Below are 16,565 nucleotides of genomic sequence, written 5' to 3'. Positions count from 1 at the left end.
AACCCCCGGTATGGTTATGCCATCGCTAATCGACTGTGGAATGGGACAATTTTAATTCCGTTTTGTTGTGATAATAGTTGATAAAATTGCGGATAATTAAAATCACGCTGTACAATTTTATACGGATTATTATTTTCATCCAAGCCTGAAGATTGATAAATATGATTAATCTCAAGTACCTTTTGCTCTTTTTGTCCATCACAATTGCGGTAGATCTCAATCCGATTTGACTCATCTAAAATATAGACATTAAATGAGCCATCTAAATTATCCTCAAAGAAAAATTGCAAAAATCCTTCACTGGCAAAATGATCGATTTCAGGTGGATAAGCACGAGAATGCTCATAAGGACGAGGATGATCAATAGGAGCAATTTCTTTTTCTTCTATTTCTGTTTGTAAGGCGCTATCAAATTCTGTTGTTTCGACAAAAGTATTATTTTGGATTTCTTGTAGGCTGATCCCTCTTTCTTCAAAGAAAAATTGCCAGTTTTTACCTGCTACGCGTAGCAAATTATTTTGTGGCGGTAAGCTAGTACCAATTTGAATACTAATACATCGATTAATCAGCGCTGTGACGATGTTACGTAATGTTTTACGATAACGTTGGCTATAACAAAAAACTTGTACTAATTTAGGTGAAGGCGCACCACGATGGATTTTATTAGAGAGCACTTTAAGGGCTAATAAAATCGCATTAGGTCCTTCAAAGTGTAAAGTCCGTATTTCATTCCATAAATTACGGTAAGTAATATCAATACTTCCAACTAAACTTTCTTCTTTCGGCCCAAAACTAAATAAATCACTTGCTTGGATACGCGTTTTTGTTTGTTTAATTTGTTTAGTAGGATCAACTGTGAGATTTACTGCAACAATTAAACTACGAATCTCACATGCATGAGCTAAGTCTTCATTAGTCGCGGAGGATACTGTTGCAGGAAAAGAAAGGCGTAGGTCAGTGACGAAATGACGCAAAGTCGCTAAAGAGACATTCTTGCTAATAATATGTAAATTCGTATTAGCTGTTAAAATACCATTAAAATAAGCCCATGCAACAAGTTTATTTAAACTTTTACTGTATTCAGTATAACGTTTTTGAACAAAACCTTTTACGTTTGGTGTTTGATTAATCACATACCATCCATCTTTGAAGGTTTTGTTATTTTTTACTTCAAAAAATAAGAGGTTTTTTTCAGATAAATCCATTGAAATTTGTGGATTGAGTAATGTGATTTTGCCTGGTAATTCCTCAAAAGCAGTATAAAGCTTACGTGTTAAAACACTAATATCTTGTGGCATGATACTAGAATTCACTTTGTGCTTACGAGCGAATGTTACCAGATTGCGATAGCTTAACATTAAGAATTTAATCAAACTGTTGTGTGCTTTTTTAACTTGTTTAATTTTCCATTGAGCGCGTTGGTTAAGATCGTTAATTAAGTAATCAGACCAATCCCATTCTTTAATTAATTTTTGTAAATGTTGTATACGCCAATTGTTTTTTGTTTCAGGTGCGTGCCAATCAATCCCTTCTGTCGCTTTGAGATAAACGCTGCGGCGAACAAATCCGAGACGCTTGAGTTCATTATGTGCAGTTAAATAACGAGTTGCACGTTGTAACATAGCAAGATAAGGATCAAAATTGTGGCTTGGGTTTAGCTTACCTGTGAGTAATTCTTCTTTAAATTCACGTGCAATTAAATATGTATTAGGATATTCGGAAGAGTAGGTTTCCAGTAACAAAATTTTGATAACTGATTTATAGGGGGCATCAATACCTTTATAGAGTTGCCATAAACTTGCACCAAAATATTCGTTAGCAGAAAATTGCCCCAACCCACCAAAGTCAACCCAATCTTGTAAATCGATCTGTCCACTTTTACTTAAACGTTTAACTTCACTTTCATAGCGATCCTCTCGCTCAACTAATAAATGTTGCCAAAGTAATGGTTTGCCCGCTAAGCGAATTGCAGAACGGTAGAATTCATCTAACAGTAACATGTATTGTGCCGAACCGCAGTTCTCTGCTGTAAGTGGTTCGGCATAACGAAAGCTGCGGAAGCGTTGTTGATCCATTAAGTAGAAATTAACTTCAATACTAAATTGCATTGCCCATTCTTCAATGAGTGTCGCTTTCTTTTGTAATGCCTCTTTTTCTCTTGCACTCAAATCCTCACGATGGCAGACCCAAGTATCTAAATCTGAATACTCAGTTTGTGATATTGATGCAATACTACCCATGACGTAAACACCAAGAATAGCGTTAAAGCCACGATATGAAAAAGACGGAATAAGTGAATGATTAAGATCTAAATTAGGGACAATTTGCTTAAGATATTGTTGTTGATAATGAGATAGTTCAAAGTCAACAATCCCAGCCGGTGCATCAGCCACATAGCCCGGTATATTAGGATGGTTAACATGTAATAATAATGTAATTAATTGAAAAACATGCTGAAACTCATTGGAGGCACTAGATAAAGCTCGTTTAATACGTAAGTTATCTAAATACTCAACTTTTTTCTTCGCACTAAAGAGATCGTAATTCAAATAATATCCCACTAAATTTACGTTGCGATTCATTTTGCAACCTTACTCTAACATCTGGTCTAAATTAAAGCAAAAAATTTAAATGGAAACTGACATTTAGATGGAACAATGGTAGGATAAGAGCAAATTATTATGCCTACAATGGTTGTGATGATGACAAAAAAAATCTTAAAAATCGCCACTCGTCAAAGCCCACTTGCGTTATGGCAGGCGAATTATGTCAAAGCACGTTTACAACAAATTCATACTGATTTGCAGATTGAATTAGTGCCTATGGTGACGAAAGGCGATGTGATTTTAGATACACCGCTCGCAAAAATTGGTGGTAAAGGGCTTTTTGTAAAAGAGCTTGAGGTTGCTTTACTCAATGGTGAAGCGGATATTGCAGTCCATTCCATGAAAGATGTGCCGATGCAATTCCCCGAGGGGCTTGGTTTGAGTGTGATTTGTCAACGTGAAGATCCAAGAGATGCATTTGTATCAAATTCCTACCATATTTTGATGGACTTACCAAAAGGTGCAATTGTCGGCACCTCCAGCCTGCGTCGTCAGTGTCAATTAAAACAATTACGTCCTGATTTAAACATCCATTCATTGCGTGGTAATGTAGGTACACGGCTAGCTAAACTAGACAATGGTGAATATGATGCCATTATTTTAGCAGCAGCAGGTTTGATTCGTTTAGGTTTAGAACAACGAATTACTTCTTTTATTGATATAGAGCAGTGCTTGCCAGCAGCAGGACAGGGCGCTGTGGGAGTTGAGTGTCGAACAGATGATCACGAAGTCCAGCAATTGCTTGCTCCATTAGCTGATTTGGAAACGACTTATTGTGTGTTAGCTGAAAGAGCTATGAATATGCATTTGCAAGGCGGTTGCCAAGTACCAATCGCAGGTTATGCAACTTTAGCAGAAAACCAACTTTATTTACGTGCCTTAGTTGGCGATTTAGATGAGGCTGTGATTATTCGTTCTGAAGGTAAAAGTGCGGTTGAAAATGCAGAAATGTTGGGTATACAAATTGCTGAACAGCTTTTGCAACAAGGTGCTGATAAAATTTTGCAGAAACTTTATTCAGAATAAGGAAAGGAAGAATAAACAATGGCAGTATTAGTCACTCGGCCGGATGAACGCGGGGCCCAATTGGTCGACATGTTAATTCAAGCAGGCGTGTTTGCCATCCATTTGCCATTATTTACGATTGAAGCTGGTCGTGAATTAAATGCGTTACCGCATAAATTTTCACAATTAAAAGCGGGGGACTATGTTTTTGCTGTTTCAAAACATGCTGTTGCTTATGCGACTCAAACTTTTAAGGATACTGGTTTTGCTTGGCGACATGATTTGTCCTATTTTGCTGTTGGGCAGCGTACGGCTGAATATTTTGCCAGTCAAACAGAACATGCTATTTATTATCCGCAACAAACAGAAACGAGTGAAGGTGTACTTGAATTAGCCTTGATGCAAGATGTGGCAGAAAAAAGTGTTTTGATTCTACGAGGCAATGGTGGACGTGAATATTTTTCTGAGCAAATACAATTACGTGGTGCAAAAGTTGATACAGTAGAATGTTATCAACGAGTACCAATAAACTACAATAATGTTGAGCAAATGAGTATTTGTAAACGTGCAGGTATTCAACGAATTGTTGCAACTAGTGCAGAAATTTTACAGTATCTTGTAGATTTTGTCCCAGAAAGCGAACATAATTGGTTAAAAAGTTGCCAGCTTGTGACAGTGAGTTCTCGCCTTGCTAAGTTAGCGCATAATTTGGGTTGGCATAATGTTGTAGTTTCACCACGTGCAGATAATCAGCATTTATTACAGACATTGTTACATTCAAGCTGATTGATTTTGAATTCTAATTATCATAAAGGAAATGGGTATTATTATGGCTGAAAATAAAATAACTTCTTCTGATATTACTGAAGTGCCACAGAATGATACAGGCACACCAGAGCAGAAAAAACATAGTGAGAAGGTTATTGTGGAGAAAAACGAAAATGTTACAGAGCAAAAAGTACCACAAAAGCCAAAAGATATATCTAATAAAGTAGATACTGGAGAAAAAAAGGATTCGAAAAAAGTGAAACAGCAAGAGCAGAAGCAAAATCTGACACAACCAGATAATGTTGCTGCTGAAGCAACAAAGCCAGTTGAAACTGTTGTCGTTAAAAAAGGCGGAACAGCTCTTGCTTTACTCGCATTGCTAGTTGCTTTGGGGCTCGGTGGAGCGGGTTATTATTTTGGTCTACAACAAGTCGATCAAATTCACCAAAAATTGACCGCACTTGAATATAAAGCAGGTCAAGCAATGGTCACGCCTAGTGTTGATATTCCTTCTTTTGAGCAAGAGCGTCAACAGATTGCACAATTAACGGATGCAAATCGCATGACTGATGAAAAATTACTTTTGTTGCAAAAAGAACTTGCTGTAAAAGATCATGCGATTTCAGCGTTACAAAATCAAATTAATCGATTGAGTTCTGCAACTAAAGCACAACAGCCAAATGATTGGTTATTATCGGAAGCAGATTTTTTATTAAATAATGCACTACGTAAATTAGTACTAGATAATGATATAGAAACGAGTATTTCTTTATTAAAAGTTGCAGATGAAACATTAGAAAAAGTGTCAGATCCTCGTATTGTGAGTGTGCGCACAGCAATTAATCAAGATTTAAAACAATTGTTAGCGGTCAATAATGTCGATCAAAATGCCATAATGCAGCGTTTATCGCAGTTAGCAAATAATCTCGATGAGTTGACTGTGTTAGATGTGAATTTTGATGAAGTTGATTCAACTAACCAAAAATTAACGGACTCCTTAGAAGATTGGAAAGAGAATGCAGAAAAAAGCGCAACATCGTTTTTGAATCATTTTATTCGTATCACGCCAAGAAATTCTCATGACAAGGCACTCTTAGCACCAAACCAAGATATTTATTTACGTGAAAATATCCGTTTACGCTTACAAATTGCGATTATGGCAGTACCACGTCAGCAAGATGACTTATATAAACAATCTTTAGAGGCTGTTGCTTCTTGGATAAGAAGTTATTTTGATACAAGTACTGAAATTGCACAAAATTTCTTAAAAAGCCTAGATGAATTAGCAGAGCAATCTATTTATGTAGATGTCCCTAACCAACTTTCAAGCTTAAATGTATTAGATAAGTTACTTGATAAACAACCACAAGAAGTGCATAAAATTGAACTCTCTGTTGATAAAGCATTAACAGAAAAACCAGTGAATGACTCACCAAAAACAGGTGAAGATGTATCGAAAACTGAACAACAGTAACAGTAGAGGAAATGGATTATGTTTAGAGTCTTATTTTTAATGCTGGTGTTACTGGCAGGATTGATTGCAGGCCCTTATTTATCTGGTAAACAAGGTTATGTATTGATTGAAACTAGCAACTATAACATTGAAATGTCGATTACAATGTTAGTTGTGTTTTTTGTGATTGCTATGGCAATTATTTATGGGATTGAGGTTGTCATTACTCGTTTTTGTCGTTTAAGTAGTGATACATATAATTGGTTTTCGCGTCGTAAACGTGCTAAAGCACAAAAACAAACTCTCGAAGGCTTAATTCGCATGAATGAGGGGGATTACTCTAAAGCGGAAAAATTAATTGGTAAAAACGCGAAACATTCTGATGAGCCTGTATTAAATTTTATTAAAGCGGCTGAGGCAGCTCAGCAACGAGGTGACGAATTTAATGCAAATCGCTATTTAATGGAGGCAACGGAAATTGCTGGATCAGACAGTTTGATTGTAGAGTTAGCACGAACTCGTATTTTATTACAACAAGGTAAATTACCTGCTGCACGTAGTTCTGTTGATAGTTTATTAGTGATGACTAGTCGCAATAAAGAAGTGCTTAAGCTAGCTGTTGAAATTTATTTAAAATCAAAAGCCTATTTAGCATTAGATAAGATTTTGGATCAAATTGAAAATTCGGCATTGTATTCTGGAGAAGAGTTTACTGCATTGCAACGTCAAGTAGAAGAAGGATTGCTTGATGAAAAAATGAATGAGGAAGGCGTAGATGGTTTACTTGCTTGGTGGAATGATCAGCCACGTAAACGCCGTAATGATTTGTTTGTCAAAATTGGTTTGATTCAACGTTTAATTGATTGTAATGATCATGAAACAGCTTATGAATTGACGTTAGAAGCCTTGAAAAAAGTGGATGAACAAAGTTTAGAAAATAAATTACTTTGTACGCAAATTGCTCGTTTACAGCCAGAAGATAACAGTAAGTTAATTAAGTTGATGGAGAAACGTGCAAATAAAGCAACAGAACAGGCGCAGTGTTGCATTAATCGTGCTTTAGGCTATTTGTATGTGCGTAACAATGATTTTGTTCACGCGAGTGATGCGTTCAAACAAGTGATTTTACATAAAACACAATTGGAGCCAACAGATGTGAATATGGCAGCCTATGTGTTTGAGCAGGTAGGTGAAAATGCATTAGCACAACAAGTACGTGAAGAGGGATTGAAAGAGGCTATGGCTGTGTCGAGTTTAAAAACTGAAATTGATAAACTCGAAGAAACACCAACAGTGCTTTTAGAAAGTAAATAAGTACAAGATAAATGTATTGGATACGATCTTGTTAAGAAATAAGTAAGTTTGACTTGTAAGGCAGATTCAGATGATCTGCCTTATTTTTTTATATTGTATTATTCTATTTCATTATTGATGTAGTGAGAAAAATCCTCTTGCTTAAAACCATGAGAAAGCATGTAACGCCATACTTTTTGTTTCATTTTTACTTCAGAAATAGTAGCGAATTGAGGAAACTTCTTACGTAATACAGTTAAGGCTAATTCGGACCAATTAATTCCAGCTTCATCTAAAGCTTGTTGAATGACATCTGAACTGATCCCTTTTAATTGCTGTAATTCTTGTTTGATTCGGTTAAGTCCATAACCTCGTTGTGAACGAAAAATGAGATAGTTTTCAGTAAAACGTTGATCATTTTGCCAATTTTTTTGTTGGCAATAACGTAACACTTCATCAATTTCTAACTCAGTAAAACATTTTTCTTGCATTTTACAGCGAATTTCAAATTCACTATATTCACGGCGTGCTAATAAATTGATGACATAATTAAGTGCAGTTGATGACATCTAGTTTTCCCTGTAAGCGATCTTGTAATAAAGCTTAGCTGACAAATAAAAAGTGCGGTTACTTTTTTGCAAATTTTAACCGCACTTTATTTCATTTTGATTACTCGCAGCTATTGATTAGTACTCTGAGTCTATTTGCTCGTTGTTTTGCTCTGCAATATCTGCTGCAAGTACTTTTTCTGGATTTGCTAATAATTCGTTGCGTAGCTTAGTTTCGAGTGCTAATGCTTCTTCAGGATGTTCCTCTAACCATTTCATTGCATTAGCTTTACCTTGGCCAATCTTTTCACCATTGTAAGCATACCAAGCACCCGATTTATCGACTAATTTGTGTTTCACACCAAGCTCGATAAGTTCTCCTGTTTTAGAGATACCTTGTCCATAAAGGATTTGAAAGTCCACTTGACGGAATGGTGCGGCAACTTTATTTTTGACTACTTTTACTCTCGTTTCGTTACCTATCACTTCTTCACCATCTTTAATCGAGCCTGTGCGGCGAATATCTAAGCGAACAGAGGCATAGAATTTTAATGCGTTACCACCTGTTGTTGTTTCAGGGTTACCAAACATCACACCAATCTTCATACGAATTTGGTTGATGAAAACCACTAAGCAATTTGAATTTTTAATTTGCCCCGTGAGTTTACGTAACGCTTGTGACATTAAACGTGCTTGTAATCCCATGTGGGAGTCGCCCATTTCACCTTCAATTTCAGCTTTTGGTGTGAGCGCAGCAACTGAGTCAACAATAATTACATCAACGGCACCTGAGCGTACTAATGCATCACAAATCTCTAACGCTTGTTCGCCATTATCAGGCTGCGATACTAATAACTCATTGACATTCACCCCTAATTTAGCGGCATAAATAGGATCTAGCGCATGTTCTGCATCAATAAATGCACAAGTTTTACCTTCTTTTTGGGCTTGAGCAATAACTGAAAGGGTTAATGTTGTTTTACCCGAAGATTCTGGTCCGAAAATTTCAACAATACGTCCCATTGGCAAACCGCCGATGCCTAGTGCAACGTCTAGACTTAATGAGCCTGTTGAGACCGCTTCAACATCCAAGGCTTGTGTGTCACCCAATTTCATGATTGAACCTTTACCAAATTGTTTTTCAATTTGGCCTAATGCTGCAGCCAGAGCTTTATTTTTTTCTTCGTTTGTTGCCATTGTTGAATCCTCAATAAAAAATCATCATCAGAATTTGGTATGTATATTAACTGTATGAATAAACAGTATCAAGTGCTTTTTGCTGATTTTGTGAAATTTCTTCCAAAATAGAGAAAGAGTATAAAAATATAAGTGTTATAAATTTCCTCTTTTCATTTTTAGATCATTGATATCAATACAAATCTCAGTGATTTAAAAAAGCACAAATTCTTTGCATTTCTGCAGCAAGATTATTAAAATCCTTCAAATGTAGTGCAATATTTATAATTTTTTTGTACTGATTGCAATCAACTTGAGCAAGGATAATCTATGTTAAGTGCTTTATTACGTAGCGGTGATGTGAAAAATTACACCGCACTTGGGCAAGATGGTACACCTGTATATGCTGTCGCATCACAATTACGTGAGGCGATTAAGTTCAGAGTGAAAGAGGCAGATAATAAAAATATTGGTAAAACATTTGCTAACTATCTTGCGATTCCACAGCGTAATGATCAGGGGAGCCAGATTGATTGGTATGTACCATTTGAGTCAGAACGTCCCGATGGAAAATATATGATTATCCCTTGGACCGCTGCGACAGATGAGGAGCGTGCGGCGGCATTCGCTGAGTTAAGTCAGTTTGAACAAGCAATGTTGCAATTTGGCTTAAAATTAAAAAATACAGATAACTTACAAGGCGATCTTCTTCTCTTCTCTCGTTTATTATGTGGCAATAATAATCCTTCAGATATTAGTGATCCTGATAATTTAAAAGCCCTTCGTTTTCCAAGTCCTGAATATGTTTATTTAGTGAATAATAAACCCGTAATTACGTTTTGGGGATTTGTTGAAAAAAATACAGAACTTTATGGTAATCCATTTTTAAGTTTAAAGCCTGTTGTACGTGAGCCTACTCCTATTGTGACGGATGTGGTTGAGCCTACACCTATTATTGAGGAAAAGAAACCTTGGTGGCGCTGGTTACTGTGGTTATTGCCGCTTTTATTATTGGGATTATTAGCATTGTTCTTTTTGCGTGGTTGTTGGGCGCCTAAGGTTGAAGTCGCTGCTACTTCTTCGGATACGAGCAAAGTTAAAGCGCCTAGTGTAGAACGTCGGGTTTGCTTTGAGGGTATTTCATATCGTTTTTTAAATGGTAATTGGATTGCTGATGTTAATAAAAAAGCAGTTACTGAGCCGCACTTAATTGAAAAATTAAATCAGTTACCAACACAGCTAACAGATAAATGTGAGTTAGTTCATTATGTCGATCCAAATAAAAAAGTCGTTGGAGCTGATGTCAATCAAACAGTCTTGAACAGTCGTAGTGAGGTAGCAAAAAGTTCTGATGTAGTAGAAAGCAACCAGCCAGAGTCTGCAGATAAAGCCGTATTGCCTGAGCTAGATTCAACTAATGATAAATTAAATCAAGTAGATAATAACAAAGACAGTGTAGAGAAAACAGCGTTAGAGCCACAAACTCTACCAGAAAAAGCCCCTACAGATGATTTAGCAACACGAGATCTGTTACAAAAGACGCAGTCTGAACATCAGACGACAAATCAACCATTGCAAATTCCAGCTGAAAGTGCCAAAAGTGGTAATGTTGATTTTCTGAATGGTCAGTGGAATGCTGGAGCAGGTATTCAAGATAAAAGTACGGGTAAACCTTTGCGTTTAAAATATGAATTTGAAAAAGGAAAAGGACAAGTTCGTGTAGAGCGAGGGGACGGCATACAGTGTGTGGGTGATGTGAACGCTGCTATGCAAGGGGGGAGTTTAAATATTGGCAATACAGGTATTGCGAAATGTAGTGATGGTTCTACATATCAATTGCCTAATGTTAAGTGTAAACCTGATGCAAGTGGCTCTGCGGATTGCGAAGGGGAATACGGTAGAGGTCAGCGTTTCCCAATGTCGATGAAAACAAATTAATTTAACAATAAGAGAGAATAAAAATGCTTCCAGAATTACATTATTTGGGCAAAGAAGTCTCGCTAGTGATGAATAGTGGGATTCAGTTTATTGATTTTGGATTGAAAATTGACTGGAAAGAAAGAGCATGGCGTGATATTAGCAGCGGTTATTTTATTTCCTCTGGTGAAAATGGTCCATTACGTCGTTTAATTGAAGATAAAGTTCGTGATGGTTATTATGATCCAACCCAACCTGGTCGCATTGTGACACCAGAACAAGATATTAGCGTAGAACATTCATTCACATTGTTTGATGGAATTTGGTTACCTATTCCATTTTTACGCACTGTACCACCTGATCGTTTTGACGAAGGCCCATATAACTGGGCGCGTGCACGTATAGTTCAATTAGAACAGCCAGATCAAGATGGTCATACTCATCGTATTACTTTTGCATTTGATACAAAAGTGTTTCCAAACAGTCAGAATGTGGCGTACTTAGCGCCAACCGAAGAAGATGTCCGATCTGGAGTGGTGTTTGGTTTGGCTCATCAATCAAATCAAATGTCGTGGTTTTTAGATTTTAAATGGGTCAATGAGTGGCTGTTAGAGATTTTTAAAGAGCAAGCCCATTTAATTCGTTTAACGGATTTTGAAGAGTTATCTGATGCGTTGAAATTAAAAAATCACCAAGCTCATTATTTAAATATTTTAGCAATTTTAGGCACTTGTTTAACTATACCTAATATTAAAGTTGTATCTAAAAAAGCGGATGATATTGTTGAAGCTATCCCTGTAGATATGGTGTTAGATGTAGGTAACTCACGTACTTGTGGTATTTTGATTGAAGATCATAAGCAAGAAAAAGATGGGTTGAAAAAGCGTTATGAATTAGAGCTACGTGATCTTAGCAGTCCAGAGCGAGTTTATAATGAGCCATTTGAAAGTCGAGTTGAATTTGCACAAGCATTCTTTGGTAAAGAGCACTTTTCTGTACAGAGTGGTCGTCGTGATGCTTTCCAATGGGCAACAATAGGACGTGTAGGTAAAGAAGCCGCACGTTTAGCAAGCCGTCGTAATGGTAATGAAGGTTCAACTGGTTTATCCAGTCCAAAACGTTATTTATGGGATGTAGAACAATATGGACAAGGCTGGCGTTTTAATAGTGCTTATGTGAAAACTGATCACGAACCCCATGCCACTGCAGAACCGTTATCTGGTCTAATTAATGAATATGGTGAAGCATTACATATTCTTGATGACAATATTGATGATGAATTTGAACGTAAAATTCCAGTTTTTCATCCAAAATACTCACGTAGTTCATTGATGACTTTCATGTTATCTGAAGTGTTAATGCATGCACTTGCACAGATTAATAGTCCAACGCAGCGTGCTAAGCTAGAACATTCTCGTACACCACGTTATTTACGTTCAATTATCTTAACTGTGCCACCTGCAATGCCGAAACCTGAGCGTGAAATTTTCCGTAATAGCGTGTATCAAGCTATTGGTCTAGTGTGGAAAAGTTTAGGCTGGGATAAAAGTGATGACGATTTAAACTTCGACTCAAAAGAAAGTCGCGAACGTTATTGGCCAATGTTACCAGAAGTGGTGATTCAATGGGACGAAGCAACTTGTGGTCAAGTCGTGTATTTCTTTAATGAAACGCAAAATAATTATGGCGGTCGTCCAGAGGAATTTATTGCTGCATTAAGACGTCGTGATAACTTGAAGAAAGAATCGATTACTATTGCGACAGTTGACATTGGCGGTGGTACGACGGATTTAGTGATCAATGACTATGCCTTAGATTATGGCAGCCATAATCATCATGGTGGCAGTAATGCACATATCGTACCAACTCAACGCTTCCGTGATGGTTTTAAAGTAGCGGGTGATGATATTCTACTTGATATCATTCGTGATGTTGTGGTGAATGCATTAGCAAAAGGTCTGAAAGAAAAAGGCATTGTCGAACCTGATTCGATTTTGTCAAAATTAATTGGCTCAGAAGAGCGTTCTGTGCAAGATAAGTTATTGCGTCAGCAATTGACACTGCAAGTATTCATGCCAATTGGTTTACGTGTATTGAAAGAGTATGAAAATTTTGATCCTTATTACAGCGAAGCGAGCATTAGTGATCTAACATTTTGCTCTTTGTTAAGTGAAGTAGAGGCGCCGACTGAAAATGTGTTGGATTATATTAATGAGCCAATTCGTCGAGAATTAAATGATCCACATTTCAGTATTTTGGATTTACCAATTGAAGTGAATTTACGTGAGATTCATAACCGTTTTGTACGCGGCGACTATTATGATATTTGTAAAACATTTAATGCGTTATGTGAAGTCATTAATTGCTATCAATGTGATGTATTACTATTAACAGGTCGTCCATCACGCTTACCTGGTGTGCAGGCATTTTTCCGTTCACGTTTACCTTTACCAGTTGGGCGTATTTTACCATTACATAATTATCGTACAGGTAACTGGTATCCATTCCACAAGCAAGGGCGTATTGATGATCCAAAAACCACAGCGTCTGTTGGTGCAATGCTATGTTTTCTCAGTACACATCAACGCTTACCAAACTTTTATCTGCGAGCGACTGCATTAATTGCCTATTCTACGGTTAAATATGTGGGGTTATTAGATAACAATAACGTAATCAAAGACAGTAACATTTATTATCGTGATATTGATCTTGATAACACTGATTATGAATTGCCAGATATACATTTTGAAGTACGTGGTTTAGCACGTTTAGGTTTCCGTCAATTAAATGTAGAACGTTGGAGCGCGACACCATTGTATTTATTGACTATTGAAGATGATGCATTAAATCGTGAGTTGGCGAATGGTGGCGTATTAAATGTGAAATTACGTATCAAGAAAGCACTAGGTTTAGCATCAAAACAAAAAGAGCGTATTGAGCATTTTGAAATTGAAAGTGCTAAGTTGATGACGATGGGTGGCAGTGAAAAAACGGTACGTTTAAGACGAAATGATCTTGGGGAACCACAAATTAAATTAACGTTAAATACAATGACAGATGCGGGTTTAAAAGACAGTCTTTACTGGTTAGATACTGGCAGCATTAAACGGGAGAAATAATGAGTAATACAGCAAAACAATTAGTGCAATCTTGGGATGATGTATTTAATGCATCACAATCGGCAATTGATTGGATTGATGAAGTTCGCCCGAATGTTGTACGTTTAAACAATGAAGCAGAGAGTCTGATTTTGGAGCTACGTCGCTTACGTAATATCGCAAAACGTTTAGGTGCAGTTTCTGATAAGCCTATTACGGCAGGTTTTTTTGGTTTATCACAAGCGGGTAAGTCATTCCTCATTTCTGCATTAGCGGCAGATGAACGGGGTAAACTAGAAACTTTATTTGATGGTAAACAACTGGATTTTATTAAGCATATTAATCCACCAGGTGGCGGTAAAGAGGCCACAGGTCTAGTGACGCGTTTTACACGTAAAGAAACGAAAGGTGTGGCGGGCTATCCGCTTGAACTGCGTTTATTTAGTGAAATTGAAGTCGCTAAAATTTTAGTTAATTCTTATTTTAATGATTTTGATAAAGAACGTGTAGATTACGAAATCACACAAAGTCGAGTTAATAGCTTAATTAAGGGATTACATTCTCGTGTTGCTACTATAGAAGTGTCTGGTGTCAGTAAAGATGATGTAGTAGATTTGCAAGATTATGCGCAAGATAGTTTTGGCAAGTCGCTATCCGTTTTACAAGGCAATTATTGGGCAAATGCAACGCAACTTGCACCTTATTTGTCTATTCGTGAACGTGGTGAATTATTTTCCATCTTGTGGGGTGAGATTAAAGAGTTAACTGATATCTATATTCAATTTGCAACATCCTTATCACGTTTAGGCCATCCTGAGCGTGTATATGCACCATTAAGTGCCGTTGTAAAAGAAACGGCTGACGGTGGATTATCGCAGGCAGACAGTATCATGAATGTCGATATGTTAGAACGCTTAGGTACAGATCGTGATGAAGAAATTGAAGTTCGTCCAAATCATGCGGGGGAAGTGGGCGCCCCTGTTAGTATTTCTTTAGCAGAACTTACCGCACTAACAGCAGAACTCGTCTTTCCGTTGATTAATCCAACACGAGTGCCTGCGGTTGAGCGAGTGGATCTATTAGACTTTCCGGGTTATCGTGGACGTTTAGCTATTACGTCATTAGCAGAAGTAAAAGAAGGCAATCCTGTTTCTCAATTGATTTTACGTGGAAAAGTAGCTTATTTATTTGAGCGTTATACAGACAGCCAAGAAATGAACATTTTGATCGTTTGTACTCCTTCGACGAAACAGTCTGATGTGAATAGCGTTGGTCCAGTGCTTGAGCGTTGGATTCATAAAACACAAGGCGATAGTCCTGAGCAACGCGGTCTGCGTAAGCCAGGCTTGCTGTGGGCAATTACGATGTTTGATATGCGCATTAGTCAAGACTTGTCTAAGGAAGAGGAATTATTAAAAATTTCTTGGGGTGCGGGTGGATTATTAAAACAAACAATTTTAGAACGTTTTGGTAACTATGAGTGGTTTAATAATTGGTCAGATGGGAAGCCGTTTGATAATGTCTTTCTAGTACGCAAACCAGGTTTCAAAGTCGCTTTCTTAAATGTCGAAGGTGAAAATGAAGTGAGTGTTAACCCAAATGAGAAGGTACAGTTAGAATTACTAAAACGTACATTCTGTCAAGATCCTGATATTCGTAAACATATTGCAAATCCAGAAGATGCGTGGGAATCGATGCTGTTATTGAATGATGGTGGGATGAAGCGTATTAGTAATTATTTAGAAACTATCGCATTACCTGAAGTGAAAGCAAATCGTTTAACTGAACAACTTAACGAGCGTATTCATCATTTTGTAGAAAATCGTTTTGCAAGTTGGTATCAGAGTGATGGCGAAGAAGAAGTAGCTAAAAAGCGTCAGTTAGCGAATGCATTGGCTAAAGAGCTTCACCCACAAAATCCACGTTCATTACTAATGGGTGAATTATTGCGTCAATTACAATTACCTGAAGAAACGATTCGATCACTGTATTTTTCCGATTTAGACGATGTGTTTGAGCAAGAGGAAATGTCAGTTAGTCATGCGCCTGCAGATGACTTTGATTTGTTTAGTGACCCAGTTCCATCTATGACTACAACAGTAAGTGCGGTCGAAAAAGTAGAAGAATCACGTTTTGCTCAAGCAGTGTTTAAAGCTTGGGTCAGTCATTTACGTAACTTAACATCAGATCATAAACTGATGCAATATTTTGGCCTTTCGACTGATAATATTGAGAATGTAGTGAATGAGCTAGTGACAGGTGCAACAAGATTGAAGCTTCAGGAACAACTTTCGCAAATCGCGTTACGTAATGAAAACAGTGGTAGCAAGCGAGATCAACTTGCAGAACGCCAAGTCTTTACAATGAATACTGCAATTGCAGACTTTATTTCGTGGCTAGGCTATGCAGAGACACCTATTGAACAGCGTCCAGCAAGCCGTGTGTTACAAGGTCAAATGATTTTTGAACAACGTCCAGTTGAGCAACAAAATGGATTGCCAAAACTCAATGATCAAACGAGTAATTATGATGATAACTATCGTTTAGATTGGTTAGTCGCATTTGGGCACTTTGCAGTGAATAATGCTGGACACAGTGCAGGGCGAGAAATTAACTCAACGCAGAATGCACAGTTAGGTAATGTATTACGAGCGTTTCGTTCTGCACAGATCACAGAATAAAAAACATAAGAGGAATTTAT

At 37.3% G+C, this 16,565-nt stretch carries 10 protein-coding genes; 7 read left to right on the top strand and 3 right to left on the bottom strand.

The window, feature by feature from the left end; all coding sequences use genetic code 11:
* Positions 1-14: 14 nt before the first annotated feature.
* The gene (locus K7G93_RS07365) at positions 15-2,549 is read right to left on the bottom strand and encodes a class I adenylate cyclase (protein ID WP_226690890.1); all 2,535 of its coding nucleotides are present in this window, start codon (positions 2,547-2,549) and stop codon (positions 15-17) included.
* A 153-nt stretch (positions 2,550-2,702) separates the two neighbouring features.
* Here K7G93_RS07365 and hemC point away from each other — a divergent pair, with 153 nt between their 5' ends.
* The 4 genes from hemC to K7G93_RS07345 are packed head-to-tail and all read left to right on the top strand — an operon-like array spanning position 2,703 to position 7,146.
* Positions 2,703-3,632: a hydroxymethylbilane synthase gene (gene hemC / locus K7G93_RS07360; protein WP_226690889.1), complete on the top strand. Its 930-nt coding sequence runs from the start codon at positions 2,703-2,705 to the stop codon at positions 3,630-3,632.
* An 18-nt stretch (positions 3,633-3,650) separates the two neighbouring features.
* Positions 3,651-4,397, top strand: coding sequence for a uroporphyrinogen-III synthase (locus K7G93_RS07355; RefSeq protein WP_049215647.1), 747 nt, complete (start codon positions 3,651-3,653; stop codon positions 4,395-4,397).
* A 43-nt stretch (positions 4,398-4,440) separates the two neighbouring features.
* Entirely contained in the window at positions 4,441-5,853 is a 1,413-nt protein-coding gene (locus K7G93_RS07350; protein WP_226690881.1) for a uroporphyrinogen-III C-methyltransferase, read from the top strand.
* Positions 5,854-5,871: 18 nt separating this feature from the next.
* Entirely contained in the window at positions 5,872-7,146 is a 1,275-nt protein-coding gene (locus K7G93_RS07345) for a heme biosynthesis protein HemY (protein ID WP_115323190.1), read from the top strand.
* Positions 7,147-7,244: 98 nt separating this feature from the next.
* Here K7G93_RS07345 and recX read toward each other — a convergent pair whose 3' ends face one another.
* Both recX and recA read right to left on the bottom strand, forming a co-directional pair.
* On the bottom strand, positions 7,245-7,694 hold the full coding sequence (gene recX / locus K7G93_RS07340) for a recombination regulator RecX (RefSeq protein WP_226690880.1): 450 nt from the start codon (positions 7,692-7,694) through the stop codon (positions 7,245-7,247).
* 117 nt (positions 7,695-7,811) lie between these two features.
* Entirely contained in the window at positions 7,812-8,870 is a 1,059-nt protein-coding gene (gene recA, locus K7G93_RS07335; RefSeq protein WP_228400347.1) for a recombinase RecA, read from the bottom strand.
* Positions 8,871-9,179: 309 nt separating this feature from the next.
* Between recA and K7G93_RS07330 the strand changes: the two genes are divergently transcribed.
* Genes K7G93_RS07330 through K7G93_RS07320 form a run of 3 tightly spaced genes read left to right on the top strand, consistent with a single transcriptional unit; the run spans position 9,180 to position 16,545 of the window.
* Positions 9,180-10,787, top strand: a complete 1,608-nt coding sequence (locus K7G93_RS07330) for an SrfA family protein (protein WP_228400346.1) — start codon at positions 9,180-9,182, stop codon at positions 10,785-10,787.
* A 23-nt stretch (positions 10,788-10,810) separates the two neighbouring features.
* Positions 10,811-13,885, top strand: coding sequence for a virulence factor SrfB (locus tag K7G93_RS07325; RefSeq protein ID WP_049215658.1), 3,075 nt, complete (start codon positions 10,811-10,813; stop codon positions 13,883-13,885).
* On the top strand, positions 13,885-16,545 hold the full coding sequence (locus K7G93_RS07320; protein WP_228400345.1) for a putative virulence factor: 2,661 nt from the start codon (positions 13,885-13,887) through the stop codon (positions 16,543-16,545). The genes K7G93_RS07325 and K7G93_RS07320 overlap by 1 nt, the downstream gene beginning before the upstream one ends.
* Positions 16,546-16,565: the final 20 nt, after the last annotated feature.

The sequence above is a fragment of the Pasteurella canis genome (assembly GCF_020810675.1).
In the GTDB taxonomy this organism is placed as follows: Bacteria; Pseudomonadota; Gammaproteobacteria; order Enterobacterales; family Pasteurellaceae; genus Pasteurella; species Pasteurella canis.
Note: the sequence above shows the minus strand (reverse complement) of the source record. Positions and strands in the feature narration are given on the sequence as shown.

Coding starts and splice junctions, on each gene's coding strand:
- K7G93_RS07355 (WP_049215647.1), top strand. CDS start 3,651: ATGGCAGTATTAGTCACTCGGCCGGATGAACGCGGGGCCCAATTGGTC.
- hemC (WP_226690889.1), top strand. CDS start 2,703: ATGACAAAAAAAATCTTAAAAATCGCCACTCGTCAAAGCCCACTTGCG.
- K7G93_RS07345 (WP_115323190.1), top strand. CDS start 5,872: ATGTTTAGAGTCTTATTTTTAATGCTGGTGTTACTGGCAGGATTGATT.
- K7G93_RS07350 (WP_226690881.1), top strand. CDS start 4,441: ATGGCTGAAAATAAAATAACTTCTTCTGATATTACTGAAGTGCCACAG.
- K7G93_RS07320 (WP_228400345.1), top strand. CDS start 13,885: ATGAGTAATACAGCAAAACAATTAGTGCAATCTTGGGATGATGTATTT.
- K7G93_RS07325 (WP_049215658.1), top strand. CDS start 10,811: ATGCTTCCAGAATTACATTATTTGGGCAAAGAAGTCTCGCTAGTGATG.
- recA (WP_228400347.1), bottom strand. CDS start 8,870: ATGGCAACAAACGAAGAAAAAAATAAAGCTCTGGCTGCAGCATTAGGC.
- recX (WP_226690880.1), bottom strand. CDS start 7,694: ATGTCATCAACTGCACTTAATTATGTCATCAATTTATTAGCACGCCGT.
- K7G93_RS07330 (WP_228400346.1), top strand. CDS start 9,180: ATGTTAAGTGCTTTATTACGTAGCGGTGATGTGAAAAATTACACCGCA.